Genomic DNA, 26,375 nt, shown 5'->3' with positions numbered 1-26,375 from the left:
TATTTATGAGGACTTTTAAAATATTTTTCAATACCATCCGGAGCATGAGTTTTAAAAAGATTATGCGTCTTTTATCCTTGGTGCTTCCTCATCCTCTTTTTTCATTGTTAAGCTTTTATGCAACTATTCAGGCTTTCACGATCGCACAGAAACGCTTTCCTAAAACGGCTTCTACAAATGGTATCGGAAATGCTTTCAGACATGCTCTTTGGTGCTGTTTTATCATCATGTACTGCAGTAAAATATCTTCGCCGGAGAAAGCAGTGGATTTTTGTAAAAAAATTACGGATTTACATGAAGAATTGTTTCCCAATCAACCTCTGGAAACCAAAATGGATCTTCACAACAATAAAATAGGGATGGATTATTTCATGGAACTTCTCCCGGGAATCCACCGTCAGTTTTTTGAAAAAGGATTCTTTATAGACGCCTTAATAAAAAAAATGGAGGAGGCAAAAGTTCTGAAAAACCTGGATGATGATTTTGAAGGATATTTAGTATATCTTGATGAAAAATAAGTGTTCAGGAATATTCTAGAATCATCTTAATCGTCCAAAAAAAATAAAAGTGTAATAGTTTTACATTAAATTTATTATCTTTTCTCAAATTTTAATTTAATCAAATGGTTCTCAGCAGAATTTGGTCAGCTTTTATCATCGTTGCCATTGCTATTGCAAGTATAAAATACATTTCATCAAGCCATTACCAAACTATTTTTAACGATATGGTCGTTGGAAAAGGCGGTGATACGGTACAGATTGCCACTCAGAAAATGAATACGCTCTCTCCAGTGGTAAGAGACAGCCTGATGAAGAAGCCTGATTTTGCAGAAAACAGAATTCATTATAAAGCAGATGCTTTACAACAGAATGTAAAAGTTTACCGCGTTCAGGAATCAGACGGTGTGATCGGTACTTCTGAAACAGCAGTCAAAATCTGTATCGGACTAATAGGAATCATGACTTTGTTTATGGGATTTATGAGTATTGCAGAAAAAGCAGGAGGAATCAATCTTCTCAGCCGGCTGATCCAGCCTTTCTTTTCCAAGCTTTTCCCTGATATTCCTAAAAATCACCCCGCATTCGGACACATGCTGATGAATTTCAGCGCTAACCTTCTTGGACTTGATAACGCTGCCACTCCATTTGGACTGAAAGCCATGGAAAGTTTACAGACTTTAAATCCTAATAAAGATACCGCGAGTAATTCCCAGATTATGTTTCTCTGCCTTCATGCAGGAGGAATGACGCTGATTCCGGTTTCTATTATTGCAATAAGAGCATCTATGGGATCTAAAACCCCAACGGACATATTTCTTCCTTGTATGATTGCTACTTTTACAGCAACACTTGCCGCTATGATTATTGTTTCTTTATATCAGAAGATCAATCTGTTGCGTCCGGTGGTAATTGCCTATGTAGGGGGAATTTCAGCGGTGATTGCTCTTTTGGTGCTTTATCTGGTACAACTGAGCAAAGATGAGCTGGATACATTCAGTAAAGTTTTAAGTAACGGACTGATTCTCTTTATTTTCCTGGCCATTATCCTTGGTGCCGTGTATAAAAAAATCAATGTATTTGATGCCTTTATTGATGGAGCCAAAGAAGGCTTTACCACGTGTGTGAAAATCATCCCCTATCTGGTGGGAATGCTGATTGCCATTTCACTTTTAAGAACTTCAGGAGTCTTTGACGTTATTATCGACGGTATGAAATGGGTCGCAATGATGACCAATATGGACACCCGTTTTGTTGATGGTCTTCCTACCGCTTTAATCAAACCACTTTCCGGTTCCGGAGCCCGTGGAATGATGGTGGACACGATGTCGACTTTCGGAGCAGACAGCTTTCAGGGTAAATTGGCCGCCGTGCTTCAGGGAAGCTCAGATACGACGTTTTACGTAATCGCAGTGTACTTTGGGGCCGTGGCTGTAAAGAATACAAGATATGCGGTTATTGCCATGCTTTTGGCAGATTTGGTAGGCGTTATCACCTCTATTGCGTTAGCTTATCTGTTTTTTGCGTAAACAGCCCCTTTCTTTACACTAAAAACCATCAACGAACAACAATCAATCAACAACTCTACATATGATTACAGATAAAGAATTTACATTGCGGCTAATCCGACAACTGACACAGGCTTTGGAAAAACTGATCTTAGACAAACCCGAAGAAAGTTTAATGCAGAAAGAATTAGATTTTGAGACTTTAATGAGGGATATTTTTAAGTTTGACTTTACTACACTTTCAGCAAAATCAAAAGAAGAAATTATAGAAATCGTCAACGAAAGACAGGAAAGAGACCATAAGGATTATTACGAAATGCTGGGGAATCTTTTCTATTTTACAGGCAGAGGAGAAAAGAATAATGACTTTTTAGACAAAGCAAAAACGTTCTACGAGCTCTATCTTCAAGCCAGCGGGATTTTCGCCCTACCGATTATCAACAGAATCAATGAAATAAAAAAAGCACTTGAATAAAGTGCTTTTGTATTTTAGAAAGTAATTTTATATGATCCGGTGGAAGATGTACTTGCCTTCTCGGCTTTTACATACTTTTTCACCCATGAAATAGCATTTGAACTGATACACGGATCAGATGTTCCGCCTGATCTTCTTGCGGAAACTACATTTCCTGCTTTATCAACGGTGTAAGCAATGGTAATGGTACCGCTCGCAGTACAGCTGTTTGCCGGTTGTGCGCCTCCTCTTCCCATTGTTCCAGGAATGTATCCAATCAGTTTTCGGTCAATCCCTACTTTGCTGTCTCCATTCCCATCACCGCCCAAAGGATCACCTGCATTACCTATTCCTTCTCCGGTTCCCTGGCTTCCTGCCTTAGTTCCTCTACCTTTGATAAGGTTTCCTATAGCGGCATTGCCTTTTCCGTCTCCGGCTCCTGTTTTGGAGTTTCCAGCTGCGGCAGATGTCTTTTTATTATTTTTAGTAGCAGTGGTGCTTGAAGTTTCTTTTTTATTTGATTTAGATTCCTCTTTTTTAGGAACGGTTGTTTTTGAATTGGTTCCTGTAATTACCTTTTCTTTAGCCTCAGTCTTTTTGGTTTCTGGCTGAGGATCCGGCTTTACAACGGTTTTTGTTTCAGGAACCACTGCCTCAACAGGTTCAGGAGTAATCTCCTCTGCTTTTGCAGCCATGCTTCCTTCCTGTTCTGCTGGTTCTTCCACCCCGTTTCCGTTTCTGTTGTCCCCAAAGTTGACTAGCATCGTGGTAATAATTTCCGGTTGCTGGTCAATTTCAGGTTTTAATTTATAGATAAAAACAAAAAGCAGAATGGCAGACCAAATAAGGATAGAAAGTATGGCACTTTTTATCTTATCTCTGTTTTCTCCACTTTTGTCTACCGTATTCGTTTTCATTTTAACTTCCTTCCCGGTGCTCCGGATTTGTTATTTATCTTTTACTGTTGCAATGGCAATGTTGAATTTATTTTTCTCCGCAATTTCCATTGCAAAGACAACATCTTTATGCATCGTATTTTCGTCTGCTCTTATCGTGAAAGACTTATTCGCCTGATTGGCAAGCTTGCTTACAATCGTCTGCTCAAGTTGTTCTCTCGTTACAGGACTATCGTCCACGAAATAAGAACCATCCGGCTTGATACTTACCGTTAATGGATTTGGTATATTATCGTCTACGGCTCCTGCTTTAGGCAATTTTACATCAATTGCACTCTGGTTGGCCGCTGAAGAGGTAATCATAAAGAATATCAGCATCAGCAAGATAACATCGGTCATCGCTGCCAAACTGAACTCGGGGTTCGCTTTATTTCTTCTCTGAATTTTCATCTGTTTACTTTTATTGTTTTGCTAATGGTCAGATGGAACCTTTCGGTTTCATAAGAAAGATTTATAAAGGTTTATTGATAAGGTCTAAAAATTCTCCGGAAAGATCCTGAGCTTTCAATACAAACTTATCAATTCTGGTTAAAAGAATGTTATAGAAAAAGTTAGCAGGAATCGCTACTGCCAAACCTACCGCCGTTTGTCCTAACGCTGTATAAATACCCTCTGAAAGCGTTTTTGGAGAGAAAGATCCCGTTGCATGTGATAAATTAAAGAACGCAATGATCATCCCTATTACCGTACCCAAAAGCCCCAGCATCGGAGCGATACTTGGAACAACTGCTAACAGGTTCAGGTTCTTTTCCATATTTGCCACTTCTATCTGAGCCTGAGATTCCATTGCACTTACAATGTCTGAAACAGGGCGTCCTAATCTTGAAATTCCTTTTTCTAAAATTCTGCCTTCAGGAGAATTTTGTCTCTTGCAGTAATCAGCAGCAGATTCTATTTTCCCTTCTTTGATAAAATCCTCGATATTATTCATAAAGTTAGCATCTGTTTTTGAGGTCACTCTTTTGATAAAGAAAAACCGTTCAAAAAACAGATATACAGAAAAGATACCTAGCAGCAATACCACTCCCATCACTATCTTAGCGAAAGCTCCTCCATGGAACATGATCTTCCAAAATGAAAATTCTAAATCGTCTGTAGCAACTGCAGGGGCAGCAATTTGTGCAAATAAAATCTGAGTAAGTTCCGTTAACAGCATTTAATATGAATTTTTTTATAAAATTTTAACGACAAATGTAGTGGAATATTATGAATAGCACTCTTAAAAATTGCTTAAAAACAACTTAAAGTTTGTTATTAAATACCAACAGCAAATTTCTTTCCAAAAAAAATCTGAAAAGAAATCTGCTTCAAAAATATCGGGAAGATGACTATAAGTCTTCGTCTACTACAATCTCATCTTGTTTGAATTCGCATTTCAACCTAAAAGGAATGGGTGTTTCTGATCCCGTATAGAAATCATCAATCGTTCCTTTCCAGATCAACTGAAGTATTCCTTCTTCATTATTCTCGAACTGAAGCTCATTATCATAGACAAAAGCATCTTCATCATCGAATAAATCGACCTCTGTGTAAGTTTCCTCATCAGAGTCATTGATCTGAATAGTTTTTCCTTCTATTTCCGCTGTTTCAATAGGAAAGTCGACGACTTCAAGCGAAAGTTGTGGAAAATTATACTGTAAAGAATCATCGTCAACGTGATCCAAACTGTCATCCGTAATGATTTCTACTTCTAGAAAATGTTGTTCATTGCTGTAAACTGCTTTACAATAAGTATTTCTAATATTGTATTTTAGCGTTTCGTCCGGATGGTAAATTTTTAAAATCCCTTTCATTATTTCTTAAAAAAGAGCTGTAATAATATGATTGTTAAACGTTTTCAGCAAAGATAAAAAATAGATTGAAAGGTAAAAATATTTTGAAAACTATTTTTTTAAAATCCTCCTGTTTGATAAGTTCGTTGATCAATATTACTTACTTTTGTGTTAATAAAGATTCTGAAAATGAAAAACATTGTTTCGAAAAGTATTTTGGCGATAGGCTTACTTGTAGGTCTTGCTTCCTGTAAAAAATCCGATTCTCCTTTAACGAAAGTTACTCCTACCAATTTAGATTCCATTGCTTCCAATTATTACGAGCAGTATTTAAAACTTTATCCTTTGGAGGCTACTTCTCAGGGAGATTTACGATATAACGACCAGCTTCCGATAAATATTGATAAAGACTTTATTTCCGGAGAAGTTGCTTTTTACAACTCCGTCCAAAAACAATTGGACCAGGTAGATTATAAAGCCCTTACTGATGACGACAAAGTGGTGTATGATGTACTGGATTATACATTAAAAGACAGAATTGAAGGCTACGCCTATCACCCAGAATATATTCCTTTTACACAGTTTGGCGGACTTCCGTTAAGTTTCCCATTATATGGAAGCGGACAGGGAAGCCAACCTTTTAAAACTGAAAAAGACTACAGCGACTGGTTAATGAGAATGGATAAATTCCCGGAATGGATGGATGCTGCAACAGAAAATTTCAAACAGGGAATCAATAATAAAATAGTCCTGCCTAAAAAGCTGGTTATTAAGATGATCCCTCAAATGAAAGCTGAAGAAATTACCACTCCTGATTTTGATAAAAATATATTCTACGGACCGATAAAAAATTTCCCGAAAGATTTTACACAGGCTCAAAAGGATAAATTTTCAGCGCTTTATAAAGAGGCTATCTCTAAAAAAATCATTCCTGCTTATGTTAAAATGGGAAGTTTCTTAGAAAAAGAATACCTTCCAAAGGCAAGAGAAACCGATGGATACAACAGCCTGCCTAATGGTAATGAAATCTACAGATATTACGCAAAAAGCTGGACCACAACCAACAAATCTCCTGAAGAGATCAACAAAATAGGACTGCAGCAGGTAGCTATGCTCCGTGCAGAAATGGAAAAAGTAAAACAACAGGTTGGCTTCACAGGAACCCTGGAAGAGTTTATCAATTTTGTGAAAACAGATCCTAAAGCCATGCCTTATAAGACCTCAAAAGAAGTTTTGGCCGGATTTAACGAAATTTTAGCTAAAATTACTCCGAAGCTGAAAACGATGTTCAGCGTGACTCCAAAAACAAAATTTGAGATCAGACAAACTGAAAAATTCAGGGAAGCCAGTGCGAGTGCTGAGTACATCCAGGGAACTCCTGACGGAAAGAGACCCGGAATTTTTTATGTTCCGCTTCCTGATCCTGCAAAATTCAACGTTACTTCCGGCATGGAATCTTTATTCCTGCATGAAGCGATTCCAGGGCACCATTATCAGGTTTCTTTACAGCAGGAAAACACAAAACTTCCTAAGTTCATGAGATTCGGATGGTTCGGGGCTTATGGAGAAGGCTGGGCACATTATTGTGAAACGCTAGGCCCTGAATTCGGATTATACACTGATCCTTATCAAAAAATGGGATATTTAAGCGATCAAATGCTGAGAGCTGTGAGATTGGTAGTAGATACTGGTCTTCACACCGGAAGAATGACAAGAGAAGAAGCGATTAAATACTTTTTAAGCAACATTTCCTATGATGAGGCTGGAGCAACTGCGGAAGTGGAACGCTATATGGCAATGCCGGGCCAAGCATTAGGGTACAAAATAGGTTCATTGAGAATCCGTGAGCTAAGAGATAAATACCAAAAAGAACTGGGCAAAAAATTCAGTCTGGCAAGCTTCCACGATGAAGTATTGAGCCAGGGATGTTTACCATTGGATGTTTTGAACAGAAAAATGGATCTCTGGGCGAAAAAGCAGAAGTAACATTTCGTAATATTCGTCTTTAAAGGCAATAATTATACATATAACGGGATTTTTCTATTATAATTTATTAGAATATCCCGTTTTTAATTCACCAGAAATGTTCTCCTAATTTTACAATAAGATCTTTTAAAATAACAAACAATGATCACAGAAAGTCTACAATCACTTTACGAAAGAGATTTACATAAATTAAAAATCGAAATTGAATCTTACCAGAACGAAGATTCAATGTGGAAAATAGATAAAAGCATCTCTAATTCTGCAGGAAATCTTTGTCTCCATTTGGTTGGAAATCTTAATCATTTTGTCGGAGCAATATTGGGAAACTCGGGTTATGTGAGAAACAGAGAACTTGAGTTTTCATTAAAAAATATTCCACGTACTGAGCTCATTGAAAAAATTGAAGGAACATTAGATATTGTTATCAAAACACTCGGGCAGCTTAATGCAAATGATCTGGAAAAAGAATACCCTCTTGAAGCTTTAGGATACAAAATGACAACTGAATATTTTCTGATTCATTTGTTTGGGCATTTGAGTTATCATTTGGGGCAGATCAATTATCACAGAAGATTGCTGGACAACTAAAAACATATTTTCAATAGTAAAAAACAACCTTTTCTAGGTTGTTTTTTATTTTTCAAACATCATTTTCGTAATGAAGTCCTTCTCGCCTTTTCCTCTTGCGGGAGAATATTCTCTACCGTAAAAAATGATTTGAAGATGGAGCTTATTCCAAACTTCTTCCTTCCAAATGTTTTTTGCATCTCTTTCCGTTTCTACGACGTTTTTTCCTGAAGTAAGCTTCCATTGCGTCATCAGTCTTTGGATGTGTGTATCGACCGGAAAAGCAGGAAAACCGAAGCCCTGGCTCATCACCACAGATGCTGTTTTGTGCCCTACTCCAGGAAGTGCCTCTAGTTCTTCATACGTTTGCGGCACTACTCCATTATGTTTTTCCAATAAAAGCTCAGCCATTCTCTTAAGGTTTTTAGCTTTGGTATTAGAGAGTCCGATTTCTTTAATCAATTCTTTAATTTCAGAAACCTCTAGTTCAGCCATTTTTTCCGGCGTCCCGGCCACTCTGAAAAGATTGGGGGTAACTTCATTCACTTTTTTATCAGTTGTCTGTGCAGAAAGTGCTACCGCAACCATAAGGGTGAAATTATCGGTATGAGCCAACGGAATGGGAACTTCCGGATATAATTTTTCTAATTCAAGCTGAACGAGTTCCGCTCTTTGTTTTTTTGTCATTTAACCACTAAATTTGAACAAAAATAAACATTATGCTGCAAGCAGGAGACAAATTACCAAATTTTGAAGGAGTTAATCAGGATGGAGAGACTATAACCTCATCAACATTAGCAGGAAAAAAATTAATTATATTCTTTTATCCACAAGCGAATACCCCTACCTGTACGGTGGAGGCATGTAATCTGAGTGATAATTATTCTCAATTGGAGAAAGCGGGATTTCAGTTATTGGGTATCAGCGGGGATTCTATAAAAAAACAGAAAAATTTTCACAACAAATTTGCTTTTCCGTATGATTTGATTGCAGACGAGAACCATGATATCATTGAAAAGTTCGGGGTTTGGCAGGAGAAAAAAACGTTTGGAAAAACTTATATGGGAATTGTAAGAACAACCTTTATTTTTGACGAAAACGGAATCTGCACCAGAGTGATCGAAAAAGTGACTTCTAAAACAGCGGCAGAACAGATTTTAGAGGGGTAAAAAAAAATCATTGTCATTCTGAACGTTTAAATGATTCTTTAAGTTCAGAATGACAAATAGTATATTAGCTAGCCTAATTCATAATACATAAGCTCTTCCTCATCATTCGGAATTGTAACATATTTTTTGAATTGTAAACCTAGTTTTTCAATCAATTTCTGAGAGGAAAAATTATCTTTTGAAGTAATGGCGGAGATTTTCTTCATCCCAAACTCATCCATCCCAATGGATTTTACTTTCAGAGCAGCTTCATAGGCATATCCCTTGCCTTCAAATTCTTCCAGCAGAGAAAATCCGATATCCATAACATCAAGTCCTTCTCTTTCAAAGATTCCTACTCCACCGATTTTCTTATTTTCATCTTTGGTCACAACCAGGTAGTTCCCGAATCCTAACTTTTCAAATTGCGGAAGAAAGCGGTCTCTGATATAATTTTCGGCATCGGTAATATTTTTAATATTACGGTCTCCGATGTATTGTATGAATTTAGGGCGGTTATAAAGCTCAAAAATGAATTCTTTATCACCCAGTGACATGGGACGGATAATCAGTCTTTCCGTTTCGTAAGAACTATTTTTTCTTGGTTGTTTTTTTGGCTCCATCCTTTGGTTCTTCTTTTTTTTCTATTTTTAAAAGTCTGGGATTATTTGCACATTTCTTATTATAAAGCTCGATATAGGTTCCGTTATCTTTTACCTGACTAACGGCTCCGGTCGACTTATTGATGGTTAGCGTATAATGTGTCTTTTGGTAAGGGCATTCTTTTGAAGTAAGCTTCCCCATATCTAAATAATAATTGGAACGGTCTTCATAATAGTTCCCGGCAATATCTTTGAACTCTTCATCAATGAGATATCCATCAATTGTCATTGCAATGGCCGCTTCTTCCACATTATCAATCTTTCCTATGAACTTTTTAAGTCCTTCAAGATCTGTTACATAATTCATTTTTCCGCCCGCAGCATAGGCAATATAGTAAAAACTGTCTTCACTGGGAAATAAATTAAACCCGGAAAACTGCACTGTGTATTCTTTCTTTCCGCCAGAAGTTTTTACTTCCTGGTTTTTTCCATAGCTGTTGTATACCAACACCCAAGAATCTATTTTGTCGTTTGGGACGATTTCATATAGAATATTCTGAATGCTTGCAAAATTTTTCTTCTCCTGAGCATTCCCTGAGAATCCTAAAAACAAGAAAATAAGCAAGATAAGTGGGGTTGTAAATTTTTTCATAGATTAAAAATCAGCAGAAAGTATACCAATGATTGTTACATAAATTTTTCTCCTTTTTTGAAACTCTTCAAATCAAGGACATAATCTTTTATCAGCTGATCATTAGCTCTTGGACAGATCAACAGTGCTTTATCTGTATCTACAATAATATAGTCTTCAAGCCCGTCAATAATCACGGCTTTATTATTATTTTTTAAGCGGATAATATTTCCTTTCGCATTGTAAGTCAGGAGATGCTTTAGTTTTACCGCATTATTATTGGTATCCTTTTCCGTATTTTCATAGATAGAAGTCCATGTTCCCAGATCACTCCATCCCAGGTCAGAAGGGACTACATATACGTTCTTCGCTTTTTCTAAAATTCCGTTATCGATAGAAATCTTTTGAACTTTCGGATAAATGTTTTCAATACATGAGTTCTCCTTCTGAGAATTGTATTCGCAGGCCATAAAGTGCTGTGTCATTTCCGGAAGATACATTTCAAAGGCATGATGGATGCTTTTAACATTCCAGATGAATATCCCTGCATTCCAAAGAAAATCTCCACTTTCCAGAAAACTTTGAGCGAGTTCCAAAATCGGTTTTTCGGTGAAGGTTTTAACTTTAAAAAAATCTGAGTTCTTTTTTTCTACAAACTGAATGTAGCCATATCCTGTATCAGGTCTTGTAGGAGTAATTCCTAAGGTTACCAGATAGTCATTTTTTGAAGCCAGATCAAAAGCAATTTCCACTTTTTGAAGGAAAGTCTCTTCTTTTAAAATCAAATGGTCTGCCGGCAATACGATCATGGTGGCATTCGGGTCAATTTCAGCAATTTTATTGGCCATATACAAATTGCAGGCAGCGGTATTTTTCATCAACGGCTCGCCGACAATATTTTCTTCAGGAACCTCCGGAAGCTGCTGGTGCGAAAGCGCTACATACTCCTTATTGGTAATGACGAATATATTTTCATTAGGAATAATCTTGCTGATCCTGTCATAGGTCTGCTGGATCATGGTTCGTCCCACTCCTAAAATATCCTGAAACTGTTTTGGAAATTTCTGCGTACTCATAGGCCAGAACCGACTTCCGATTCCTCCCGCCATTATGACACAGTATTTATCTGATTTTGACATTCTTAACTACATTTTTCTATCCTTGCCAGAGGCTTGAAAGAATACTTCCTTCCTGTAGCCAGGTTCTTACAAAGATAGTTTTTTTTAATCAGACCTTCTAATAAATACTTTTCGTTGCGATATATAAAAAAATCTCCTTTTTGAAGTTCTTCAATAAACTGAAGGCTATCATCTTGTGTTTCAATATGAAAATATTTTACAAGATCCGGGCTGGCCATAAAATTGGCCTTCGGAGATTTTGAAAATTTCACAATGATAGGCTTTAAATCTTCGTCATACACCTGAAGACTTTCAAGAAGCATTTTTCTAAAAGTTTCCTTCCACTCATTGCCGTGGGGGGAGATTCTGCGTCCGTATTTTTCAAAGGCGATCAAATGAGCCAGCTCATGAGTTAAAACAAAGAAAAAAAGCTGTGGAGCTAAGGTAGAATTGATCGTAATTTCATGGGAATTATCTGGGAGCTTTCTGTAATCTCCCAGTTTAGAATTCCTGTTTCGTGTAATTTTTATATGGATATAATAATCTGAAAACCATATTTTTAAATACTGAAGTGTATCTTGTGGTAAATATTTTTCTAAGGATTGAATAGACATTTTATAAACTTAATGGAATTCCGGCATAGAAATTCAGCAGCTTAAGGCTGAAAAGGTAATTGTATTTAGCCTGTGCCACAGATCCTTGTGCATTAGCGTAGTTATTTCTAGCAACATTCACATCATAGATGGTTGTTCTTCCTGCTGTGTAGCTTTTATCTGCAAAATCCAGGGCCAGCTTTGTACTTTTTTCTGTTTCCACAGCTGATAAAAATGTTTCATAGTTAGCATCTACGTCAAACTGTGCTTTCTGTACATTCTGTCTTATCGTTTGTTTTTGTTGCTCCAATGTAATTTTAGCAATACTTTCATTTATTTTAGACTGTTCTACCTGAAGTTTGGTAATTCCTTTATTGAAAATAGGAACATTCAGTGAAATACTTGCCTGCTGTCCAAAGTTATCCTTATACTGTCCAAATAAATTTCTTTCCATAACAGGGCTTCCAAACACATCATATCCTGTTATATTTGTAGTTAAAAGATTATTGTAAAAACTTCCAATTCCGGCACTTGCAGAAATAGTAGGCCAGAAAGCTGTTTTACTCACTTCCGTTTGTGCGATGGCAGAATTTATTCTGCTTTCTGCGGCCTTGATCTGAGGCTGGTTTTCAAATGCTGTAGTAAGTACTTCGTCTACTGATTTTAACTGCGGTTCTAGCTGATCAGGCACATTTACATTTTCAACATCAAAATCTTTATAATCTGATAGCTGTAAAAGCTGTGCCATGGCAAAAAGGCTTCTTCCAACATTGATCTCTGCTGTTTTAAGGTTTTGCTTCTCCCTTGCTAATGCCGCTTCTGCTTCTGCTAAAATAGTCTGAGCTGTAGTTCCAACCTGCGTTGTTATTTTTGCTCTGTCATATTGCTTTTGAGCATTTTCAACCGCACTTTCAGAGATCTTTACAATTTCTTTATTTAATAAAGTGGTAAGATATTGCTGTGCGATCTGCAGGGAAATGTCATTTTTAATCGTTTCAATATCATATTGGCTGGCTTCTACATCAAACTCACTTTTTCTAATGTTTTTCTCCAGTCTTCCGTTATTGTAAATTAACATATCTGCACCCAAATTAGAACTGTTGCTGAATCTATCATTCCTCAAACTTCCGGTTCCGAATGAAGTCTGCCCAAAACTCACGCTGTTAGACATGGTTCCGGATACAGAGGGTAGATATTGTTTTCTCGCCATTTTAAGGTTAGAATCCTGAATCTGTTTTGAATATTGATTTTGGATAACCTGAAGATTATGCTCCACTGCATAGTCTACACATTCTCTTAAGGACCACCTTTTCTGAGCATTGATCCCCAGACAGCTTAATCCAAAAACGATAATCCAAACTTTTTTCATATTAATATTTTAACTTATTAGACGACCCAAATATAAAAAAGTTACAGTTTTAAAAATTATTATTTTATTTTAAAAAAACTTTTGAGAATTTTGCACCATGACAAACGAACAATACCAAGAAGCGATAGACTGGCTTTTTGTGCAGGCTCCCAACTATCAGATTGATGGAGAAAAAGCGTACAAGCCTGGTTTAGATAACATTATAAGACTTTGTGATTTCTTTGGTAATCCTCAGGAAAGTATCCCATGCATCCATATCGGAGGCACCAATGGAAAAGGATCTACGAGTAATATGCTGGCATCCGTTCTTCAGGAAGCGGGGTATAAAGTAGGTTTGTATAATTCACCTCATCTTATTGACTTTACAGAACGTATAAAAGTTAACGGCAAAAACTGTAATAAAGAGTTTGTCTTTGATTTTATTCAAAAACTTAAAAATCTTCCTAACGATATACAACCCTCTTTTTTTGAATTTACCACCATTATGGCTTTTGAATATTTTCATCAGCAGCAGGTAGATTTTGCTATTATTGAAGTCGGTTTAGGAGGAAGGCTTGATTCAACCAATATTATCAAACCGTTGGTTGCTGCAATTACCAATGTTCAGCTTGACCATCAAAATATTTTAGGTGATACCATTGAGGAAATTGCCGGAGAAAAAGCAGGAATTATTAAAAACAATACTCCTGTCATTTTTGGAGATGACGATGAAGTGGTTAAAAATATCATTAAAGAGAAAGCCAAGCAGGAAAACGCTCATTTTATTGATGCTTCGCTGATACAGTCGGATTTAGAGTCAGATTTAAGAGGCAATTATCAGCAAAAGAATATCAAAGTTGTGCTGGCTTTGGTAGAAGAACTAAAAAAATTACAGATAAAAATCTCCGACCAACATATTGAAAAGGGTTTATTGCACGTTCACAAAAATACCGGGTTTATAGGCCGCTGGTTTGAATTTTCACAAACTCCCCTGACGGTTTGTGATACTGCCCATAACCAAGCAGGATTAGAGCAGGTTTTTGGCCAGCTTAATTCTATTGACCGACGCAAGCACGTTATTCTGGGCTTTGTCAACGATAAAAAAATAGATGAAGTGATGAATATGCTTCCCGAGAATTCTACATTTTATTTTGCAAAACCGTGTATTCATAGGGGCAGACATCCCGAAGATTATGAAAATCTACTGATCGAAGCAAAAATTTTTTATACAATTTTCAATTCGGTGCAGGAAGCCTATCTTTCTGCAAAAGAGGAATGTACAAACGAAGAAATGATTTTTATCGGCGGAAGTAACTTTGTTGTAGGAGAATTTTTAGAAAAAAATTTGGAGATTTCCGAATAAGTCGTATATTTGCACCACTCTAAACGAGATAATCGTTATACATAGGGGCTCTTAGCTCAGTTGGTTCAGAGCATCTGGTTTACACCCAGAGGGTCGGGGGTTCGAATCCCTCAGGGCCCACACAAAGGTAACTGAAGCCTTTCAAAAAAAATTCAGGGCTCTTAGCTCAGTTGGTTCAGAGCATCTGGTTTACACCCAGAGGGTCGGGGGTTCGAATCCCTCAGGGCCCACGAAAAACTCTCAATTTCTTGAGAGTTTTTTTTATTTTATTCCTACTTCATGAAAGCACTAAGTGGTAATTTTGATTATCCTTGGTTTTTAAATTAAGTTTTCCGTTCTAGATTGATTTTATAATCTATTATCAAAAAGTCGACATTATTAAAAATAACTTTAAACGCGTCAAGTTATGACGTGAGTGAGATTTAGCTTTGTTTTAGAAACATTTAACCAAAATATTAATTTCTAAAACACAGCTTATGAAAAAACTATTTGATGATAAATGGAGTGATGATTCATCAGAGTTCAAAGTCATTTCCATAGAAGACCTAAATAAGGGATTTGTAGGTAATAATAGTGCCTTGGGAAACACTATAATCAACAAAGATAATTCTCCTGATTATAGAAGTCCCTTCCATGATTACAGAAATACACCTTTAGGATATTCTTATCTTACAGATAATCCTGTATCAGTCTTTGCTTCTACTGGAATAAATGATAAGGGAGAGAAAGGATATGAGTATCAAGCTCAGGTATTACCTTGTGAGAATGGTTCTCAGGTATTGGAAAGCTATAATGCCAACAAAAGAGAACCCCAAAGTCTCTTCCTCTTTTATGAAAAACCAGATTCTAAGAAATCTAACTTTGCAGGTGATTTTTATATTGCCAAGATGGGAGATTATTTTGTTCAGCTTTTTAAGAGATTTCCAGACCCACTCCCCTCTACTGTTGGTGGAAAGTTCTTTAAGAACATCACATCTTTGGAAGATGAAGCTGCTTTTTTAGCCCAGCTAGCATACACCCATGAAGGAGATAAGATTAATGCAACTCTTGCACGTGATGCATTAATGAGAGAATATCAGTTTTACACTGGAGACAGAAGATTTGAAGAAATCATAGGTAATATCACTTCCATTCCTGCTGATGCCATTGGATGGTGTGCAGAGCAATTGGAAAGCTTAAAACCTACAGAGAAGAATTACAACCCTGAATCTAAGGATTACACACCTTTGATTCCTCTTGTAGTTGGTATAGGTGTGATTCCTATACCAATAAATATGAATAAAGCTTCACAGTTCTTTGAAAATCTGGGAAATAATCCTTTTGTTCAGGGAGCAGAAGTTGCTTTTACCCAAGTATGGCAGTTGGTAAAGCAGGCAGCAAGTAAAGTTAAGGATGCTTCTATTGAACATCTCCCCGATGCTTTCAAAGGACTTGTAGATAAGATTAGTGGTGTCATTGATACCATTAAAAATTTTCTTTCTGAGGTTGGAGATGACCTTACTGAGCTGGCAAAACAAGGAATAGAGGTTCTGAAAGTTGCTAATGCCTTTTACTGTGGTATAAACAGTGGGCTTGTAGGTCTTTTACAATGTATTTTATACATCTTACAGTTTCTTTTTCAGCCAACAACAGCCTTGTCTTATGACCAGTATAAGGATAGAAGAGATTTGTTAGAGAAAGCAGAAGATGTATTAGACTGGATTCTTGCAAATAGTCCTGTATTTTTAAAAGGAGTTAAAGATCTGTTCAGTTCAGGTGAAGGTATCTCCCAATCTGATTTTGAAGGTATATTTGACAAGATGAAGGAGTATTGGGATAAAGCTTCTCGTTATACAATAGCATTTTATGTAGGTATAGTCTTTTTTGAGTTCATCATCAATATTTTACTTTTTATTTTTACTGAGGGTGCAGGAAATGTCATAAAATGAACAACTTATCTACAAAAAGCTACAAGCTTGTTAAAAGTAATAACAAGGGAAGCAATCTCTGCTGTAACATTTGGAATTACAGATTTACTGGCTTTACTTTCGAGATTTATTGTTAGATTTGGGAAAGCTTGTGTCAAAGGTTTTAAAGGTTTTATAAAGTTTATTGAAGAACTACTACAAGGTGCTAAGAATGGTGCTAAAGCTGAAGATTTAGCCATGACAGCAGAAGAGATTGAAGAAGTTGTATTAAAAGGAAAGAAAGCACAGAGCATTTTCAATATCCTTGCCAGTGCAAGAACTGGCTTTAAAAAGCTTGGTATTGAGATTGTAGCAAAGGCTGATGGCTACCTTCTGAAATGGAGAGAAAAACCTATCTTCAAAGGAAATTTTAAAGAGGTCAATGCTTTCTGGAATAAGATTTTGAAACCTAGAATAGGAACTGGAACTGGAGGTATATTAAAGTATCTTGAAGTTCTTTCTAGAAACATGGTTGCTCAGGAGCATAGTATGTCATGTGCAGCTGCCTGTATTAGGCAATTAGCTAAGGATAATGGGTTAGAAATGACTGAAGCTGCAATAAGAAAATTAGCAGGTACTACAGAAGAATTAGGAACTCATGAAAAAGGAATGTCAGATGCAGCTAAGAGAATCTTCAAAGAGAATGAATTTAGTGAGGGGACTATAGACCATATTCCTGTTGGTACATCTGAACTGATTGAAATCCTTGGTAAGAAAAATTCTTGGGTTGCTTGGATAAAAGAATCTCCTAATGGAGGTAACCATGCTATTATTATAGATAAGTTTGAAAATGGTTTAGTCCATATTAGAGACCCTTGGCCAATGGAAGGAATAAGTAAAGGAAAAGGAGTTGAAGCAACAATAAAGTTGGAAGACTTTGAAACAGCATGGAGTAGAACAGGTAAATATGCCTTTTGGTTTAAAAAATAAAATTTGAATTATGAATATCAATGAATTACAAGAAGAATTAGAAAGTTTGGGATATTATTGCTACCAAAAAAATGGAGTCTTGTTTTCTGGCATTAAAGGAGACACAGGTCCTATTGAAGGAACTTTTGTTTTGAACAATACATTTAGCATTAAATTATTAAATGAAATAAGAATCAGCTATTTAGTTGGTCAGATTTCAACAGAAAAAGAATTTAAAACCATAGATGAGCTACTCAAGTTTGTGAGACAGGTTTTCCCAATATAGGATTAACAATGTTAGAATTAATAAAAGGAGAATTGGAAAGCGAAGATTACTTTCCAGTAATTCATAAAATAAAAGACAAAGAAATTCTTTTCTTTTCACTTGAAGATGAAAACAAAAACTCTTTAATGAATACTGTTTCAAATATTGTATTTGAAAATGGGTTAATTACCCTAACATATTTTGTAAAGTTAGTTGATGTACAAAAAGAGTTTAAAACAGTTGAAGAGCTTATTAAGTTTGTAAGACAGGTTTTTCCTTTGGAAGAATAACCCTTATTAAGGGGGTATTGTCATATAATGAACAAACCATTCCTCCTGAAGGAAAAGGAAAAGGAGTTGAAGCAGTGATTGGATTGGATGAATTTGCTGATTCTTGGTTACGAGGTGGAGCTTCTAGCTATCATGTGAAATAATTAAAATTATATATAATGAACATTAAAGAAATTATAGATACACTTTCTGAAGAGGGCTATAATCCTTATTTACAAGAAAGATTGGGAATCATTTTTAATAGTATTAATGATAATAAAGGAAATCCTAAAGTGAATTCTGTATCACAAATTAGAATTGAAAGAGAAAAAATTGTCATACAATACCCTTTAGGACAAATTCCTGTTGAGAAAGAATTTACAACCATAGAAGAACTTCTTAAGTTTGTGAGACAAGTTTTTCCACTATAAGAATAATCCTTATTAAGGGGGAGTATTGTCATATAATGAACAAACCATTCCTACTCAAGGAATGGTTTTATTTATAGTTGTAAGGATAAATATTGGCTAATTCAACTATTGAAATATTCAACACCATTTTCTCCAACATAAGCTTCCTTTCAATTGTCAAGAAGGATTTTATATAGATTAAAGCTTTTGTTAAAGTCAATATTAACCCTAGTTTTTTTAAGGACTTTTTTATACTTAGCATCTATCTATTTCAGACCATCATCATCAAAAAAAACCTTGTTTATTATTGTTAATCAATATGCTTAACTCTTCAAAAGTTCTATCTATTTTTTTCATACTTTAAAGGAACAATAACCTTGTTAGGCACACAAGAATGGAACTTCTAATTTAGATATACCAGATGTATTATATAGTAGTTCTTTGGATGAAATAGTTGCCCTTGCTGAAAGAGACATTAAATTCACCAAACTTTTAGAAAAACTAGAAGATGGAGATAAGGCTGTTGTAAGTTTATGGACTAATGAGTTTAAAGGACATGCAGTAGTATTGGAAAAAGTATTTTTACGAGACCCATTACCTATGAATCAAGGCTCTTCTTATAGTATGAAAATAGAAGATTTTGAAAAAATATTTAACAAAAAAGCAGTAATTATTAAAAAATAAAGTGATGACAGAACAAGGAAACATACAACTTAATGTAAAAGGTGAAAAGCCTTTAAAAGGTTATCAAATTGTGAGAATAAGAAATATAAACAACGCTAAAGAGGTATTGACCAATTTTAAGGAAGCTGTTCTAACAATTTTGAAAAATAAAAATTTAAGTGATGAAGACCCTAAATGGGAAAAACTTTTACCACAAGGAATTGTATCTAAAATTAATCAGTTAAATGATGATGATAAAAAGTATGATGAATTTTTGTATAGTGTTAATTCAAGTATCGATGATTATCAAAGACTTAGAGATTGGGAATGGTACAGCTCAATAGAAGTAGAAAAAGGATTTGACATCATTGTGAAAGGCAAATTTAATAGTTGGAAATTCATTAATTTTATCCATTGTCAAAATGTTCCTTTAGATGATATTAGGATTATAGATGCTGATAAACAAGAATTTTACGAACTAAAGACTATCAAAGACTACACTTCTTATAAGATATTAAAATAAACCCTATAACCAAAGCGCGCATTACTAATAACCCATTCTTAAAACAGAATGGGTTATTATAATTATCAGATTAAGTATGGTAGTGTTTTACTAACTACCTAAACTTTATCACCTTTCTTTGACACAAATCTTTTTACAAAATCTTTCAGTGAATGGTATTCCTCCGATATTTCTTTACCTTTGCCACCTGTTTGGCTTTATTAATATTTTTAAGCTTTGAAGGAACTTCACATCATATCATTTAATTATCCCTACCCCCCTACTTACGGTGGAATCATTGACGTTTACTATAAAATTAAAGCTCTGTCGGAACTGGGCACTATCATCCACCTGCACTGTTTTGTAGACAAAATCCCACAAAAAGTTGATGATGAAATAAAGAGTCTCGTTGGCAATATTTTCTTTTATGAGAAGAAGAAAAATCCAATGCTCTATTTCTCCAGAAAACCTTTTGCTGCTGCGATAAGAAATTCAGAGACTTTGCTTAAGAATTTAACCACCTATAAAGCCCCTTTGTTATTTGAAGGACTCCAGACTACAGCTGTTATTAACTATCTTAAAGACAGGGGATTCAAGCTCTATCTTCGGCTTCATAATAACGAATCAGCTTACTATAAGGGACTTGCGAAATCAGAAAAAAATATTTTAAAAAAAATTATCTACACGCTTGAAAGCTTTAAGTTTCATCATTACCAGAACAAGCTTTTAAAGAAATTCAACGCTGTTTTCTGCCTTTCCCAAAAGGAATACATGGAAACATCCAACCTTTCAGCAAACGCTGTACTCGTTCATCTGTTTCATGGAAATGAAGTTGTGAAAAATTTAGACAAAAAAGGGGATTATTTTCTGTTTCATGGAGACCTGACTACTTCTGACAACAAAAAAGCTTTAGACGAGACAATTTTACTGTTTAAAAGCCTTCCCGGTTACCCTTTGATAGTAGCCTCCGACCGCGCCAATGAAAGTATAAAGAAAAAAATCAATAAGATTGAGAACATCCGGCTTGTACCCATCGGAAACGATGACAATCTGCACCGTCTTTTCGAAAATGCCCATGCCAATATTCTCCTTTCTTACCAAAATTCAGGGACGAAAGTGAAGCTATTCAATGCACTTTACAACAGTAGGTTTGTGATCATTAATCCTAATATTACAGACGATAAAGATTTAATCAATTTATGCAGCTACGGTTCTACTATTGAAGAAATTCGTGCGCATATTATGATGTTAGCAGAACAGAATTATAATTTAACTGCTGAGAGAAAAGAAATTTTACAACAAAACTATTCGGATAAAGCTAAGGCAAAAGAAATAGCCGCCGTTATTTTTAAAGATTAATGGCCTGAACAATTTTTTGGATATTAAGCTCTTCCAAACATGCCCAATCCCCTCTGTAGCATTCTTTATCACCGAATACTGAACAGGGTCTGCATGTCAAATCCGTAACCTGCACTACATCATCCTCACTCTGACCAAAGCCAAGAAAACCGGCATAGGGATGGGTAGACCCCCAAACAGAAACACATCTGGTTCCCATAAGGCTTGCCAGGTGCATATTGGCAGAATCCATTGAAATCATTAATTCCAACTCGGATATTTTATGAAGCTCTTCAGTAAGACTTAATTTTCCGGATAAACTTTTTGTATTTGGGATCTCCGTTTCCCATTTTTCAAGGGTTTTGGTTTCCTTTTTCCCTCCCCCAAAAAAATAAACGGTATGTTTCTTAGAAAGAATTTTCGCCAATTCATATGATTTTTCCAAAGGAAGCATTTTTCCCTTGTGCTGAGCAAAGGGAGCAAAACCTATCCCCGATTTTTGGTGGGATGCTGGTCTTAATTGATGCGAAAGTTCAACTTTAAATCCCATTTCACGAAACACATCCGCATAACGCTCAACTGTTTTTTTGAGCTGCACTTTATTAAGATTCCAGATATCTGTTAATTGTTCTTTTTCTTCTTTTCCTTTATTGATCTTGAATACTTTAAGGCCTTTCTGTCTGTAAATTTTATCTAAAATCTTAGTCCTGATCACATCATGGAGATTCGCAATATAATCCGGATTAAATTCCTTAATAAGCTCGCTGGCAAGTTTTCTTAAGCCAAAGAATCCTTTATAATCATCCAAATCAATCCCTTTGAATATTACATTGGGAATATCGGCAAACAGGTCTTCGAAATTTTTTCTGGAAACCATAATGATTTCAACATCTGGGTTTTGTTCCAAAAATTCCCGAAAAACAGGCGCTGTCATTGCGACATCGCCAAAAGCGGAAAAACGATATGCTAAAACTCTTGTCACGACTACGATTTCAGTTGATAGGCAACTGCGTAAAATTTAATCTGCTTGGTCATGGCCATCAATCCGTTGGCTCTGGATGGAGAAAGAAATTCCTGCAACCCGATTTCAGAAATAAATTCAAAATCAGAATCTAAAATTTCCTGCATAGAATGGCCACTGTAAATGCTTACCAGCAAGGAAACAATTCCTTTCGGAAGAATTCCGTCAGAGTCTGCATTGAAAAAAAGTTTTCCATCTTTGAACTCAGCATCAATCCACACCTTGCTCTGGCATCCTTTGATCAGGTTTTCGTCTACCTTCTTGTCTTCAGAAAGCCCTTTCAATTCTTTCCCAAGGTCAATGATGTATTCGTACTTTTGCTCCCAATCATCAAGAAATGCAAATTCGTCGATTATTTCCTGCTGTTTTTCTTTAATGGTCATTTCTATACTTTCTGCAAAGATACTAAATTATGCTTTAGGCCTAAAGTGGTAAACTGCACGCAAATATAATAATGTGAACATTATCTTACTCCCTTCTGCTTAAAGTTTTATAGTGAATTTGATGCTTTTTCAAAAACTTCTAAAATTTTTGTTTCTTCATTTTCCCAACAAAATACTTCGGATGCTCTATTGAGCTCTTCCTGATAATGTTTTCTTCCTTTTTGGAGGACTTTATTAATCGCCTTTTCAATTGTTTGAGGTTTATGATCAGTAATCATCTCTCCTACTTCAAATTGCTCTTTTATTCGTTTCATTTCAGGAAAATTAATCATAACAAGTGGTACTCTCGCCTGAATATAATCACAAACTTTGTTGGGGAGAGAAAAATAATAACTTACTCCGTTATTCTCTTCAAGACTAATTCCAACATCAGCAGTTTTTGTTACCTCACGAAGATTTTCTGGTTTTAACTTTCCTATAAAAAGAACTTTGTTCTGAAGGTTCTCTTGAATAACCAATTTTTCATACATCTTTCTCATGGGACCATCACCAACAATCTTGAGAACTGCACCCTGTATAAAATGCATAGCAAGTATTGCCTTGTCAATTCCTCTTGACTGATTAACAGCTCCCTGATATAATATTATTTTGGGATTATTATCAGGAATATCAGGAGCCACAAGAATTTTTCTAGGAATATTTCTTACCACAATAGGATCTACATTATATTTCTCATGAAACCATTCCGCATAACTTGCGCTTTCAGTCATCATAAATTTAATCTGAGGAACGATTTTTCTTTCTAAAATTCTCCATACTTTTTGTGAAATCCGGTTCTGTACAGCAGGCATTTCCGTGAAAATTTCATGGCTATCAAAAACCAATGGAATGTTCATTTTTTTTGCAATAAGATAATTAGGCAGAAGCGCATCTATATCATTGGCATGAAGAATGGTATTTTTGTCCACCTTTTTCTTCAGTTCTTTATACAGCTTCCAATTAAACTCAAAATAAGCAGTTTTTAGACTTTTAGATTTTAACTCTATCCTGGAAAAAGAATACGGCCTTTCCATTTTTTCACTTCCTCCCCAATCATTTCCAATCAGATCAATAGAATATCCATTGTCAAAAAGAGTTTTGCAAACTTTCTCAATGCGCTGGTCTGTATATAAATTACTGAAAGCGGATGTAATTATTTTTCTTTCCATCAAACGGTATTAGTCATTAATTTTTTGTAGTAAACAATAAGTTTATTCCTAATAATAGTGATAATTTACTATAAGAATGCATTAAAAATGTCATAAATGACAAAACAAATGCCTTCTTTATAAAATTGATAATTCTACTATTTCTTATCTCTTTTAACATGAAATTAAATACTATAAAAAGTGTGGCAGAGCATACAATATAAGCTGTAATTTCAGAATTAATAGAAAATTTTTAAGAGACGCAAACTTAATCATTTTCAATAAACTAATAAAAAAAATTCTGCCATAAAGTCATTTATTGATTTTTGGTAAAATATTTGTAATTTAGATAATAGATAAATGGTAATGTTGCCATTATTCTAATGAGATATATTATGGATTATAAGTTTTCACAAGGTTTGAGCCAAGTGTTCAAACAGAGCAAAAATGAAGCAAAAAGGCTGAAAAGTGAATTTCTTAATACAGAACATCTACTTTTAGGTATTATAAAAACGGAAAACTCTGCTAAAGAAATCCTTAACAACCTTAATGCGGATTTAACACAAATCAGAAGAAAAATTGAAACTCTAAATACAGCAAGTCTTAATCCTATTTCTGAGGAGGTTACTAATATTTCTTTCACGAAGATGGCAGATCATGCCATTAAGCGTGCAGAACTGGAATGCAGACAATATAAAAGCAATGAAATTAATACCGTTCATCTGCTTCTCGGCATCCTTTACAAATATGAAGATCCTACCTCAAGTATATTAGGTGCTTACGATATAGATTATGAAGGTGTTTCAAGGGAATATCAAACCATGCTTAAAAACTCCGGACAGGCGCCTCAAATGAGTGCATATGACGACGACGATGAAAGAGAGGATTTTGAGCAAATGAGAAAACCTTCAGGAAATTTAGGTTCTGGAAAGAGCAAAACACCTACCCTTGATAATTTCGGAAGGGATCTTACTTCACTGGCAAGAGACGGAAAATTAGATCCTGTGATCGGCCGTGAGAAAGAAATTGAAAGAGTTTCTCAGATCTTATCGAGAAGAAAGAAAAACAATCCGCTGCTTATCGGGGAACCGGGAGTGGGTAAATCTGCAATTGCAGAAGGATTGGCTTTAAGAATTCAGCAGAAGAAAGTTTCCAGAGTTCTGTATGGTAAAAGAGTAATCACGCTTGATCTTGCAAGTTTAGTGGCAGGAACCAAATATCGTGGACAGTTCGAAGAAAGAATGAAGGCCATCATGACGGAATTAGAGAAAAACCGTGATGTAATCTTATTCATCGACGAGCTTCATACCATTGTAGGCGCAGGAAGTTCTACAGGAAGTCTTGATGCATCCAATATGTTCAAACCTGCTTTGGCAAGGGGCGAAATTCAATGTATTGGTGCCACTACTCTGGATGAATACCGTCAGTATATTGAAAAAGACGGAGCACTGGAGAGAAGATTCCAAAAAGTAATGGTAGAGCCTACTTCTATTGATGAAACCATTCAGATTTTGAATCAGATCAAAGATAAATATGAAGAGCATCACAATGTAGTATATACTCCGGAAGCTATTCTGGCTTGTGTCAATTTGACCGCAAGATATATTACAGACCGTTTCTTACCGGACAAAGCAATCGATGCAATGGATGAAGCGGGTTCCCGTGTTTATATTAAAAACATGAAAGTTCCAACCGAAATCATTGATTTTGAACAAAAAATCGAAGAGATCAAAGATCTGAAACAGAAAGCCGTAAAAGCTCAGGATTACCTTGAAGCCAGAAAGCTTAAAGATGAAGAAGAACGTCTTCAAATGGAACTGAATGTAGCCCAGGAAAAATGGGATAAAGATGTAAAAGAGAAAAAAGAAACCGTTACGGATGAAAATGTAGCTGAAGTTGTTTCTATGATGAGCGGCATTCCTGTAACTAAAGTTGGTAAGAACGAGCTTGATAAGCTTGCGCAGATGGATGAGAAACTGAACGGAAAAGTGATCGGCCAGGAAGATGCTGTGAAGAAAGTCGTTAAAGCGATTCAAAGAAACAGAGCAGGTTTGAAAGATCCTAACCGTCCTATCGGAACATTCATTTTCTTAGGAACTACCGGTGTTGGTAAAACAGAGCTTGCTAAAGTAATGGCAAGAGAACTCTTCGATTCTGATGAATCACTGATCAGAATTGACATGAGTGAATATATGGAGAAATTCGCAGTTTCAAGATTGGTTGGAGCGCCTCCGGGATATGTTGGATATGAAGAAGGTGGTCAGCTGACTGAAGCGGTAAGAAGAAAACCTTATGCAGTAGTTCTCTTAGATGAGATTGAAAAAGCTCACCCGGATGTATTCAATATTCTGCTACAGATTTTGGATGAAGGATTCGTGACTGATAGTTTAGGTAGAAAAATTGACTTTAGAAATACGATCATTATCCTTACCTCAAACATTGGTACCAGAGATATTAAAGATTTTGGAGACGGTGTAGGATTCGGAACTTCTGCTAAAAAGTCGAATTCAGATACAAGAGCAAGAAGTACAATTGAAAATGCCCTTAAAAAAGCATTTGCCCCTGAGTTCCTGAACAGAATTGATGACATCGTGATCTTCAACTCTCTTGAGAAAACAGATATCAAGAAAATTATCGATCTTGAATTGAACAAACTATACAGCAGACTTGAAAAATTAGGTTACAAAGTTGATCTTACTGAAGAAGCTAAAGATTTCATTTCTGAAAAAGGATGGGATAAAGATTTCGGAGCAAGACCATTGAAAAGAGCGATCCAGAAGTACATTGAGGATTTATTAGCTGAAATGCTGGTGAACAAACAATTGAACGAAGGTGAAACTATTACACTGGATGTAAATGAAGCGAAAGACGGATTAGCCGGAAAACCACAAAAAACAAAGAAAACAGAGAAATCTAATTAAGATTTATCATAACTAAAA

General features: G+C 35.7%; 30 protein-coding genes and 2 tRNA genes. 19 read left to right on the top strand and 13 right to left on the bottom strand.

All coding sequences use genetic code 11. The features are described from left to right. Positions 1 to 5 precede the first annotated feature (5 nt). The 3 genes from SB679_RS07610 (at position 6) to SB679_RS07600 (ending at position 2,480) form a co-directional block, all read left to right on the top strand. A complete protein-coding gene (locus tag SB679_RS07610; RefSeq protein WP_410701660.1) occupies positions 6 to 518 on the top strand; it encodes a DUF6973 domain-containing protein in 513 nt (170 codons plus the stop codon). A 104-nt stretch (positions 519 to 622) separates the two neighbouring features. Further along, on the top strand, positions 623 to 2,026 hold the full coding sequence (locus SB679_RS07605; RefSeq protein ID WP_410701659.1) for a nucleoside recognition domain-containing protein: 1,404 nt from the start codon (positions 623 to 625) through the stop codon (positions 2,024 to 2,026). A 61-nt stretch (positions 2,027 to 2,087) separates the two neighbouring features. After that, the gene (locus SB679_RS07600) at positions 2,088 to 2,480 is read left to right on the top strand and encodes a hypothetical protein (protein WP_410701658.1); all 393 of its coding nucleotides are present in this window, start codon (positions 2,088 to 2,090) and stop codon (positions 2,478 to 2,480) included. Between the two features lie 14 nt (positions 2,481 to 2,494). On the opposite strand, the gene SB679_RS07595 is transcribed toward SB679_RS07600, so the two are convergent. The 4 genes from SB679_RS07595 to SB679_RS07580 form a co-directional block, all read right to left on the bottom strand. Continuing rightward, a complete protein-coding gene (locus SB679_RS07595) occupies positions 2,495 to 3,376 on the bottom strand; it encodes a ferric siderophore ABC transporter substrate-binding protein (RefSeq protein ID WP_410701657.1) in 882 nt (293 codons plus the stop codon). 30 nt (positions 3,377 to 3,406) lie between these two features. Then, positions 3,407 to 3,805, bottom strand: coding sequence for an ExbD/TolR family protein (locus SB679_RS07590; protein WP_410701656.1), 399 nt, complete (start codon positions 3,803 to 3,805; stop codon positions 3,407 to 3,409). A gap of 61 nt (positions 3,806 to 3,866) precedes the next feature. Further along, on the bottom strand, positions 3,867 to 4,571 hold the full coding sequence (locus SB679_RS07585) for a MotA/TolQ/ExbB proton channel family protein (protein ID WP_317740421.1): 705 nt from the start codon (positions 4,569 to 4,571) through the stop codon (positions 3,867 to 3,869). Positions 4,572 to 4,743: 172 nt separating this feature from the next. Next, positions 4,744 to 5,208, bottom strand: a complete 465-nt coding sequence (locus tag SB679_RS07580; protein WP_410701655.1) for a hypothetical protein — start codon at positions 5,206 to 5,208, stop codon at positions 4,744 to 4,746. A 168-nt stretch (positions 5,209 to 5,376) separates the two neighbouring features. On the opposite strand from SB679_RS07580, the gene SB679_RS07575 reads away from it, so the two are divergent. Both SB679_RS07575 and SB679_RS07570 read left to right on the top strand, forming a co-directional pair. Continuing rightward, positions 5,377 to 7,173, top strand: a complete 1,797-nt coding sequence (locus SB679_RS07575) for a DUF885 domain-containing protein (protein ID WP_410701654.1) — start codon at positions 5,377 to 5,379, stop codon at positions 7,171 to 7,173. Between the two features lie 141 nt (positions 7,174 to 7,314). Further along, positions 7,315 to 7,761 (top strand): DinB family protein, encoded by a 447-nt coding sequence (locus tag SB679_RS07570; RefSeq protein ID WP_410701653.1) that lies wholly within the window; start codon positions 7,315 to 7,317, stop codon positions 7,759 to 7,761. A gap of 45 nt (positions 7,762 to 7,806) precedes the next feature. On the opposite strand, the gene SB679_RS07565 is transcribed toward SB679_RS07570, so the two are convergent. After that, positions 7,807 to 8,427, bottom strand: coding sequence for an endonuclease III domain-containing protein (locus tag SB679_RS07565; RefSeq protein ID WP_410701652.1), 621 nt, complete (start codon positions 8,425 to 8,427; stop codon positions 7,807 to 7,809). Between the two features lie 32 nt (positions 8,428 to 8,459). Between SB679_RS07565 and bcp the strand changes: the two genes are divergently transcribed. Beyond that, the gene (bcp, locus tag SB679_RS07560; protein ID WP_410701651.1) at positions 8,460 to 8,909 is read left to right on the top strand and encodes a thioredoxin-dependent thiol peroxidase; all 450 of its coding nucleotides are present in this window, start codon (positions 8,460 to 8,462) and stop codon (positions 8,907 to 8,909) included. Positions 8,910 to 8,977: 68 nt separating this feature from the next. Here the strand turns inward: bcp and SB679_RS07555 are convergent, their stop codons facing one another. Genes SB679_RS07555 through SB679_RS07535 form a run of 5 tightly spaced genes read right to left on the bottom strand, consistent with a single transcriptional unit; the run spans position 8,978 to position 13,201 of the window. Beyond that, positions 8,978 to 9,511, bottom strand: a complete 534-nt coding sequence (locus tag SB679_RS07555) for a GNAT family N-acetyltransferase (protein ID WP_410701650.1) — start codon at positions 9,509 to 9,511, stop codon at positions 8,978 to 8,980. Further along, the gene (locus SB679_RS07550; RefSeq protein ID WP_410701649.1) at positions 9,480 to 10,142 is read right to left on the bottom strand and encodes a hypothetical protein; all 663 of its coding nucleotides are present in this window, start codon (positions 10,140 to 10,142) and stop codon (positions 9,480 to 9,482) included. Before SB679_RS07550 ends, SB679_RS07555 begins: the two co-directional genes overlap by 32 nt. A 35-nt stretch (positions 10,143 to 10,177) precedes the next feature. Then, positions 10,178 to 11,260 (bottom strand): mannose-1-phosphate guanylyltransferase, encoded by a 1,083-nt coding sequence (locus SB679_RS07545; RefSeq protein ID WP_410701648.1) that lies wholly within the window; start codon positions 11,258 to 11,260, stop codon positions 10,178 to 10,180. Between the two features lie 2 nt (positions 11,261 to 11,262). Beyond that, a complete protein-coding gene (locus tag SB679_RS07540; RefSeq protein ID WP_034708925.1) occupies positions 11,263 to 11,853 on the bottom strand; it encodes a SprT-like domain-containing protein in 591 nt (196 codons plus the stop codon). Between the two features lies 1 nt (position 11,854). Continuing rightward, positions 11,855 to 13,201 carry a TolC family protein gene (locus tag SB679_RS07535; RefSeq protein ID WP_410701647.1) on the bottom strand — a complete coding sequence of 449 codons (1,347 nt, stop codon included), beginning with the start codon at positions 13,199 to 13,201 and terminating at the stop codon, positions 11,855 to 11,857. A gap of 97 nt (positions 13,202 to 13,298) precedes the next feature. Here SB679_RS07535 and SB679_RS07530 point away from each other — a divergent pair, with 97 nt between their 5' ends. The 12 genes from SB679_RS07530 (at position 13,299) to SB679_RS07475 (ending at position 20,866) form a co-directional block, all read left to right on the top strand. Then, positions 13,299 to 14,543 carry a bifunctional folylpolyglutamate synthase/dihydrofolate synthase gene (locus SB679_RS07530; protein ID WP_410701646.1) on the top strand — a complete coding sequence of 415 codons (1,245 nt, stop codon included), beginning with the start codon at positions 13,299 to 13,301 and terminating at the stop codon, positions 14,541 to 14,543. 45 nt (positions 14,544 to 14,588) lie between these two features. After that, a tRNA-Val gene (locus tag SB679_RS07525) sits at positions 14,589 to 14,663 on the top strand. Positions 14,664 to 14,698: 35 nt separating this feature from the next. Beyond that, positions 14,699 to 14,773, top strand: a tRNA-Val gene (locus tag SB679_RS07520). 246 nt (positions 14,774 to 15,019) lie between these two features. Next, positions 15,020 to 16,471: a hypothetical protein gene (locus SB679_RS07515; RefSeq protein ID WP_410701645.1), complete on the top strand. Its 1,452-nt coding sequence runs from the start codon at positions 15,020 to 15,022 to the stop codon at positions 16,469 to 16,471. Between the two features lie 27 nt (positions 16,472 to 16,498). Next, positions 16,499 to 17,419, top strand: a complete 921-nt coding sequence (locus SB679_RS07510; protein WP_410701644.1) for a cysteine peptidase family C39 domain-containing protein — start codon at positions 16,499 to 16,501, stop codon at positions 17,417 to 17,419. Positions 17,420 to 17,429: 10 nt separating this feature from the next. Further along, a complete protein-coding gene (locus tag SB679_RS07505) occupies positions 17,430 to 17,684 on the top strand; it encodes a hypothetical protein (RefSeq protein WP_410701643.1) in 255 nt (84 codons plus the stop codon). An 8-nt stretch (positions 17,685 to 17,692) separates the two neighbouring features. Continuing rightward, on the top strand, positions 17,693 to 17,953 hold the full coding sequence (locus SB679_RS07500) for a hypothetical protein (RefSeq protein WP_410701642.1): 261 nt from the start codon (positions 17,693 to 17,695) through the stop codon (positions 17,951 to 17,953). Between the two features lie 17 nt (positions 17,954 to 17,970). Continuing rightward, on the top strand, positions 17,971 to 18,096 hold the full coding sequence (locus SB679_RS07495) for a hypothetical protein (RefSeq protein WP_410701641.1): 126 nt from the start codon (positions 17,971 to 17,973) through the stop codon (positions 18,094 to 18,096). Between the two features lie 15 nt (positions 18,097 to 18,111). Then, positions 18,112 to 18,363, top strand: coding sequence for a hypothetical protein (locus SB679_RS07490; RefSeq protein WP_410701640.1), 252 nt, complete (start codon positions 18,112 to 18,114; stop codon positions 18,361 to 18,363). Between the two features lie 420 nt (positions 18,364 to 18,783). Continuing rightward, positions 18,784 to 19,026, top strand: coding sequence for a hypothetical protein (locus SB679_RS07485; protein WP_410701639.1), 243 nt, complete (start codon positions 18,784 to 18,786; stop codon positions 19,024 to 19,026). A 4-nt stretch (positions 19,027 to 19,030) separates the two neighbouring features. Beyond that, on the top strand, positions 19,031 to 19,528 hold the full coding sequence (locus SB679_RS07480; protein WP_410701638.1) for a hypothetical protein: 498 nt from the start codon (positions 19,031 to 19,033) through the stop codon (positions 19,526 to 19,528). 216 nt (positions 19,529 to 19,744) lie between these two features. Then, entirely contained in the window at positions 19,745 to 20,866 is a 1,122-nt protein-coding gene (locus SB679_RS07475) for a hypothetical protein (protein ID WP_410701637.1), read from the top strand. Here SB679_RS07475 and SB679_RS07470 read toward each other — a convergent pair. The 3 genes from SB679_RS07470 to SB679_RS07460 all read right to left on the bottom strand — a co-directional run bounded on the left by SB679_RS07470 (position 20,856) and on the right by SB679_RS07460 (position 23,457). Then, positions 20,856 to 21,827, bottom strand: a complete 972-nt coding sequence (locus SB679_RS07470; RefSeq protein ID WP_410701636.1) for a glycosyltransferase family 9 protein — start codon at positions 21,825 to 21,827, stop codon at positions 20,856 to 20,858. The genes SB679_RS07475 and SB679_RS07470 overlap by 11 nt on opposite strands. Positions 21,828 to 21,829: 2 nt before the next feature. Beyond that, positions 21,830 to 22,249, bottom strand: a complete 420-nt coding sequence (locus SB679_RS07465) for a SufE family protein (protein ID WP_034708936.1) — start codon at positions 22,247 to 22,249, stop codon at positions 21,830 to 21,832. Between the two features lie 107 nt (positions 22,250 to 22,356). Then, positions 22,357 to 23,457 (bottom strand): glycosyltransferase, encoded by a 1,101-nt coding sequence (locus SB679_RS07460; RefSeq protein ID WP_410701635.1) that lies wholly within the window; start codon positions 23,455 to 23,457, stop codon positions 22,357 to 22,359. A 374-nt stretch (positions 23,458 to 23,831) separates the two neighbouring features. On the opposite strand from SB679_RS07460, the gene SB679_RS07455 reads away from it, so the two are divergent. Beyond that, positions 23,832 to 26,357, top strand: coding sequence for an ATP-dependent Clp protease ATP-binding subunit (locus tag SB679_RS07455; RefSeq protein WP_410701634.1), 2,526 nt, complete (start codon positions 23,832 to 23,834; stop codon positions 26,355 to 26,357). The last annotated feature ends 18 nt before the right edge of the window (positions 26,358 to 26,375 follow it).

It is taken from the genome of Chryseobacterium sp. SIMBA_029, from assembly GCF_046535275.1.
Classification (GTDB): domain Bacteria; phylum Bacteroidota; class Bacteroidia; order Flavobacteriales; family Weeksellaceae; genus Chryseobacterium.
Note: the sequence above shows the minus strand (reverse complement) of the source record. Positions and strands in the feature narration are given on the sequence as shown.

What these genes read in the sequence shown, in the direction of transcription:
- SB679_RS07610 (WP_410701660.1), top strand. Translation starts at nt 6, where the DNA reads ATGAGGACTTTTAAAATATTTTTCAATACCATCCGGAGCATGAGTTTT.
- SB679_RS07605 (WP_410701659.1), top strand. Translation starts at nt 623, where the DNA reads ATGGTTCTCAGCAGAATTTGGTCAGCTTTTATCATCGTTGCCATTGCT.
- SB679_RS07600 (WP_410701658.1), top strand. Translation starts at nt 2,088, where the DNA reads ATGATTACAGATAAAGAATTTACATTGCGGCTAATCCGACAACTGACA.
- SB679_RS07595 (WP_410701657.1), bottom strand. Translation starts at nt 3,376, where the DNA reads ATGAAAACGAATACGGTAGACAAAAGTGGAGAAAACAGAGATAAGATA.
- SB679_RS07590 (WP_410701656.1), bottom strand. Translation starts at nt 3,805, where the DNA reads ATGAAAATTCAGAGAAGAAATAAAGCGAACCCCGAGTTCAGTTTGGCA.
- SB679_RS07585 (WP_317740421.1), bottom strand. Translation starts at nt 4,571, where the DNA reads ATGCTGTTAACGGAACTTACTCAGATTTTATTTGCACAAATTGCTGCC.
- SB679_RS07580 (WP_410701655.1), bottom strand. Translation starts at nt 5,208, where the DNA reads ATGAAAGGGATTTTAAAAATTTACCATCCGGACGAAACGCTAAAATAC.
- SB679_RS07575 (WP_410701654.1), top strand. Translation starts at nt 5,377, where the DNA reads ATGAAAAACATTGTTTCGAAAAGTATTTTGGCGATAGGCTTACTTGTA.
- SB679_RS07570 (WP_410701653.1), top strand. Translation starts at nt 7,315, where the DNA reads ATGATCACAGAAAGTCTACAATCACTTTACGAAAGAGATTTACATAAA.
- SB679_RS07565 (WP_410701652.1), bottom strand. Translation starts at nt 8,427, where the DNA reads ATGACAAAAAAACAAAGAGCGGAACTCGTTCAGCTTGAATTAGAAAAA.
- bcp (WP_410701651.1), top strand. Translation starts at nt 8,460, where the DNA reads ATGCTGCAAGCAGGAGACAAATTACCAAATTTTGAAGGAGTTAATCAG.
- SB679_RS07555 (WP_410701650.1), bottom strand. Translation starts at nt 9,511, where the DNA reads ATGGAGCCAAAAAAACAACCAAGAAAAAATAGTTCTTACGAAACGGAA.
- SB679_RS07550 (WP_410701649.1), bottom strand. Translation starts at nt 10,142, where the DNA reads ATGAAAAAATTTACAACCCCACTTATCTTGCTTATTTTCTTGTTTTTA.
- SB679_RS07545 (WP_410701648.1), bottom strand. Translation starts at nt 11,260, where the DNA reads ATGTCAAAATCAGATAAATACTGTGTCATAATGGCGGGAGGAATCGGA.
- SB679_RS07540 (WP_034708925.1), bottom strand. Translation starts at nt 11,853, where the DNA reads ATGTCTATTCAATCCTTAGAAAAATATTTACCACAAGATACACTTCAG.
- SB679_RS07535 (WP_410701647.1), bottom strand. Translation starts at nt 13,201, where the DNA reads ATGAAAAAAGTTTGGATTATCGTTTTTGGATTAAGCTGTCTGGGGATC.
- SB679_RS07530 (WP_410701646.1), top strand. Translation starts at nt 13,299, where the DNA reads ATGACAAACGAACAATACCAAGAAGCGATAGACTGGCTTTTTGTGCAG.
- SB679_RS07515 (WP_410701645.1), top strand. Translation starts at nt 15,020, where the DNA reads ATGAAAAAACTATTTGATGATAAATGGAGTGATGATTCATCAGAGTTC.
- SB679_RS07505 (WP_410701643.1), top strand. Translation starts at nt 17,430, where the DNA reads ATGAATATCAATGAATTACAAGAAGAATTAGAAAGTTTGGGATATTAT.
- SB679_RS07500 (WP_410701642.1), top strand. Translation starts at nt 17,693, where the DNA reads ATGTTAGAATTAATAAAAGGAGAATTGGAAAGCGAAGATTACTTTCCA.
- SB679_RS07490 (WP_410701640.1), top strand. Translation starts at nt 18,112, where the DNA reads ATGAACATTAAAGAAATTATAGATACACTTTCTGAAGAGGGCTATAAT.
- SB679_RS07480 (WP_410701638.1), top strand. Translation starts at nt 19,031, where the DNA reads ATGACAGAACAAGGAAACATACAACTTAATGTAAAAGGTGAAAAGCCT.
- SB679_RS07465 (WP_034708936.1), bottom strand. Translation starts at nt 22,249, where the DNA reads ATGACCATTAAAGAAAAACAGCAGGAAATAATCGACGAATTTGCATTT.
- SB679_RS07460 (WP_410701635.1), bottom strand. Translation starts at nt 23,457, where the DNA reads ATGGAAAGAAAAATAATTACATCCGCTTTCAGTAATTTATATACAGAC.
- SB679_RS07455 (WP_410701634.1), top strand. Translation starts at nt 23,832, where the DNA reads ATGGATTATAAGTTTTCACAAGGTTTGAGCCAAGTGTTCAAACAGAGC.